Annotated in this window: 3 protein-coding genes; all 3 read right to left on the bottom strand. The window is 66.7% G+C overall.

Annotated features, from left to right (window positions below):
- Positions 1-1,601, bottom strand: a 1,601-nt coding sequence (locus ACXJKR_RS25975; protein WP_457325261.1) for a TonB-dependent receptor plug domain-containing protein, incomplete at its 3' end; no start/stop codon positions are given.
- 224 nt (positions 1,602-1,825) lie between these two features.
- Positions 1,826-3,673: an ABC transporter ATP-binding protein gene (locus ACXJKR_RS25970; protein WP_457325260.1), complete on the bottom strand. Its 1,848-nt coding sequence runs from the start codon at positions 3,671-3,673 to the stop codon at positions 1,826-1,828.
- Positions 3,666-4,207 (bottom strand): ABC transporter permease (locus tag ACXJKR_RS25965; protein ID WP_457325259.1); only part of this gene is annotated, 542 nt, incomplete at its 5' end. The genes ACXJKR_RS25970 and ACXJKR_RS25965, both read right to left, overlap by 8 nt.

The raw sequence follows: 4,207 nt of genomic DNA, 5'->3' as shown, positions 1-4,207 counted from the left end.
GGCAGGTTCAGCTCGGCGTAGATGCCCGTGGTCTTGCGTTCGCCACGCACCTTACCGGCGTTGCCCGAACCACCCACGATGTCGCCGGAGCCGGCGATTTCGGAGTAGCCGTCCAGATACTCTTCCTTGCGGATGTCCAGACCCGCGGCGATGGCGGCGTTACCGCCGGCCATCGCGAACAGTTCGCGCGTTGCGGACAGGTCGAAGGCATTCAACGTCGTCTTGGAGGCGCGGTTGTTGCCGTGCAGTTCGGCTTCCTTCAGCAAGGCCAAACCGACCGCGTCGTTCGGGCCAAAGGGATTCACGTTGCCGGTTTTGAGCACGCGCACCAGTTGCGTGTCAGAGAAATTCCCAGTCAGGAAGTCTTCGCTGGCCTTGGAAGTGGCCTTCATCAGGCCAACCTTGTAATCCCAGCCTGCGAGCTGGCCCTCAGCACCCACGAGGGCGCGGGTCATGCTGTTGGTCACGCTGGTCAGGCGCTGGCCGCCGTCCACCATGCGCCAGGCGATGACGAGGTCACCGCGATAGCCCTTGCTGCTGGACGCGTCCACGGCAGCAGTGGGGTAGTACTTGCCGCCAGCCGGGTACAGGTAGTCGTCGCGGCCCGTGGTGCTCGAAGGCGTTTGCGACGAGCCCAGAATGATCTCGTTCTTGGAGTAGGACAGCTCGGCGAACAGCTGGTGATCGGAGCTCAGCTCGGCCGTGCCGCGCACCAGACCGCCGATGCGTGTGGATGCGGGGACGATGTCGATCTTGCTGGTGTAGTCGTAGCGGCAGTTGGCGCCGCCCGGGAAGCTGTCCGGCAGCACACAGGTCGGGAACTTGGCGACACCGGGGATGTAGGCACCCGTCGTGGCGTTGTAGGCGTTGGCCGGGAAGGTGTTGCCCGAAGACTTGACAACGCCGATGTCCGGACGATTGCCGGTCGCGGCGAAATCGCGGTCCGCCGCGCGGATCACGTCGTATTCCTGGAAGCTGAAGGTGCCCAGGATGTTGAACTTGTCCTTGGCCAGGTCGCCAAAGCCGATGCCACCCTGTGCCGAGGCGATCTTGCCGCCGATGCCCTGGGGTTGCTCGTAGCCGGCCGTCACTTCACCGCCGCGGAAATCCTTGCGGGTGATGAAGTTGATGACGCCGCCGATGGCGTCGGAGCCATAGGTCGACGAGGCGCCGTCGCGCAGGATTTCGATGCGCTCGATGGCGGYCAGGGGGATGGCGTTCAGGTCAACGCCGGCGCCGGCGAAAGGGTAGATTGCCAGGCGGCGGCCATTCAGCAGCACCAGGGTGCGCTCGCGGCCCAGGCCGCGCAGCGAGGCGCCGGTCTGGCCGGTGGCGGCGGAGTCGCCGATGGACTCACCGAGGGAGCGGCCACCGCCGTTGTTCGAGCTGAGGCGGTCGACCAGTTCCTGGACATTCGAGGCGCCGGACTTGTCGATGGATTCGCGCGTGACGATGGTCAGCGGCACAGCCGTTTCAGCGTCGATGCGCTTGATGCTGGAGCCAGTGATCTCGATGCGTTCCAGCTTTTGTGCGTCCTGAGCCAGCGCGCTCGTTGCGGCCAAGGCCAGGACGGCGCTGGTGATGATGGATTTTTTGAACATTGACACTCCTGAATGGATGGATGCCCGCCTTTGTGGTGAGGCGGTGCTGGCCCTGGGTAGGGCCGATCCTTGGCCTGAGCGATCAGCTCAGATTTGGGGTGCCGGAAGTTTGTGCGGTCGCAGCATCGCCCCCCTCCCCGTACATGCACCTAGGACCGCGCCAATCGGCGGTAAGCCATTGATACGAAACGGTTTCTCGGAGTTACGAGGCCTAGTGTCAAACCCTAGCCGTTGTCTACGCGCGACGTGATCGAGACCAACCGGGGCACCGCCTTCAGTAAAACTTGCGTAAAGCTTGCAGTTGGCTGTCTGAGTACTTCATCACACCTTCCGCGCTCGACGACGCGGCCCGCTTGCATCACGGCGACCTCATCAGCGATGTACTCGACCACGCCAATGTTGTGCGTGATGAAGAGATAGGCCAGGCCCTGCTCGCGCTGCAGTTCGCGCAGCAGATTGAGGATCTGGGCCTGCACGGAGACGTCCAGCGCCGACGTCGGCTCGTCGCAGACGATCAGCCTGGGCTCGACCGCCAGCGCGCGGGCGATGGCGATGCGCTGGCGCTGGCCGCCGGAGAACTCGTGGGGCCAGCGCTGCAGGGCGTCGCGGCGCAGGCCGACCTGGTCGACCAGGGTGTGCAGGCGCTCGCGGCGGGCGGTGGCGTCGAGGTCGGGGCGCAGCGCGATCAAGCCCTCCTCCAGCACGTCGGCGACGCGCATGCGCGGGTTCAGCGACGCGAACGGGTCCTGGAAGATGATCTGGATGTAGCGCCGCGCCTGCTGCAGCGCCGGGCCGGCCAGCTTGAACAGGTCCTGGCCTTCGAAGAGAGCCTGGCCGCTGATGCTGGCCTGTCGGCGCAGCAGTTGCACGATGGCCTTGCCCGAGGTCGTCTTGCCGCAACCGGATTCGCCGACCAGGGCCAGCGTGCGGCCGGCATGGAGTTGGAAGCTGATGCCGTCCACCGCGTTGAAATAGCGCGGGCCGCGGTGAAAGAGCGGCGCCTTCAGCGCGAAGCGCACGCGCAGGTCGCGCACGTCGAGCAGCGGCTCGCCCTGCCCCGGCGCCGCTGCCATCAACACCCTGGCGACCGCAGGCTCTCGCGGCAAGGCCTCGCCCGGCTGGCTGTAGAGCAGGCAGCGCACCTGGTGCTGCGGGCCTTCCTCGGTCAGCGCCGGTGCCGTGGTTGCGCAGTGGCTCATGGCCTTGTCGCAACGCGGCGCAAAGCGGCAACCGGCGAATGCCGTCCACAGCGGCGGCACCATGCCGGCGATGGCCGCCAGCGGCTCGCCGCGCCGGGCAGCACCGGGCAAAGCCTGCAGCAGCAACCGGGCATAGGGGTGCTTGGGCGCCGCGAAGAACTCGGCGGCTGGCGCCACCTCGATGATCTGGCCCGCATACATCAGCGCCACTCGGTGGGCCATGCCGCTGACGACGGCCAGGTCATGGGTGATCAGCAGCACGCCGAGCTGGCGCTCGCGCTGCAGGTCGCGGATCAGGTCGAGGATCTGCGCCTGGATGGTCACGTCCAGCGCCGTCGTCGGCTCGTCGGCGATCAGGTACTCCGGCTCGGCCGCCAGCGCAATGGCGATCATCACGCGCTGCTTCTGGCCGCCCGACAGGCGGAACGGGTAGTCGTCGATGCGGCGCTGCGGCTCGGGAATGCCGACCCGGGCCAGCCAGTCGATGGCCTTGGCACGCGCCGCGGTGCCGCGCAGCGGCGTATGGGCTTCGATAGCCTCGACGATCTGGTCACCCACGCGCATGACCGGGTTCAGGCTGGTCGAGGGTTCCTGGAAGATCATCGACACCCGGCCGCCGCGCACCTCGCGCATGCGGCTCTCGGGCAGAGCCAGCAGGTCCTTCCCGTCCAGGCGCACGGCACCGCCGGCGATGCGGCCGTTCTCGGGCAGCAAGCGCATCAACGCCAGCGCCGTCATGCTCTTGCCGCAGCCGCTTTCGCCGACCAGCGCAAAGGTTTCGCCGCGCGTCAGCGCGAGATGCAGGCCGTCGATGGCACGCACGAGGCCCGCGTCGGCATCCAGCTGGACCCGCAGGTCGTCGATCTCAAGCATCGGCGACCCCCTTGCGCTGGAAGACGCGCGGCCGGGTGGAGCGGGCCTTGGGATCGAAAGCGTCGCGCACGCCATCGGCAAACAGATTGGCCGCCAACACCAGGCCAACCATGAAACCGAAGGCCGCTGCAAAGCTCCACCAGACCACCGGGTCGCGCGACATCTCGGCGCGGGCCAGGTTGATCATGCTGCCGAAGCTGTTCATGACCGGATCGACGCCGACGCCGACATAGGTCAGCACGGCTTCGTACAGGATGAGTTCGGAGAAGCTCAGCACGACCGTGATCAACACCAGGTGCATGACGTTGGGCACGATGTGCCGGGCCATGATCGCCAAGTCGCCGACGCCGAAGGCCGTCGCCGCCTGCACGTAGTCAAGCTCGCGCAGCTTCAAGGTCTCGGCGCGCACAAGGCGGCACAGGCCGGCCCAGCCGGTCAGGCCGAGGATGAGGCAGAGCATCAGCATCTTCACATCCGACCGTTCGGCGGCCGTCTCGAAGAGCTCGGGGTTCTTGTCCAGGAAGACCTGCACCG

The sequence above is a fragment of the Roseateles sp. P5_E11 genome, assembly GCF_054049355.1.
Note: the sequence above shows the minus strand (reverse complement) of the source record. Positions and strands in the feature narration are given on the sequence as shown.

Coding starts and splice junctions, on each gene's coding strand:
- ACXJKR_RS25970 (WP_457325260.1), bottom strand. CDS start 3,673: ATGCTTGAGATCGACGACCTGCGGGTCCAGCTGGATGCCGACGCGGGC.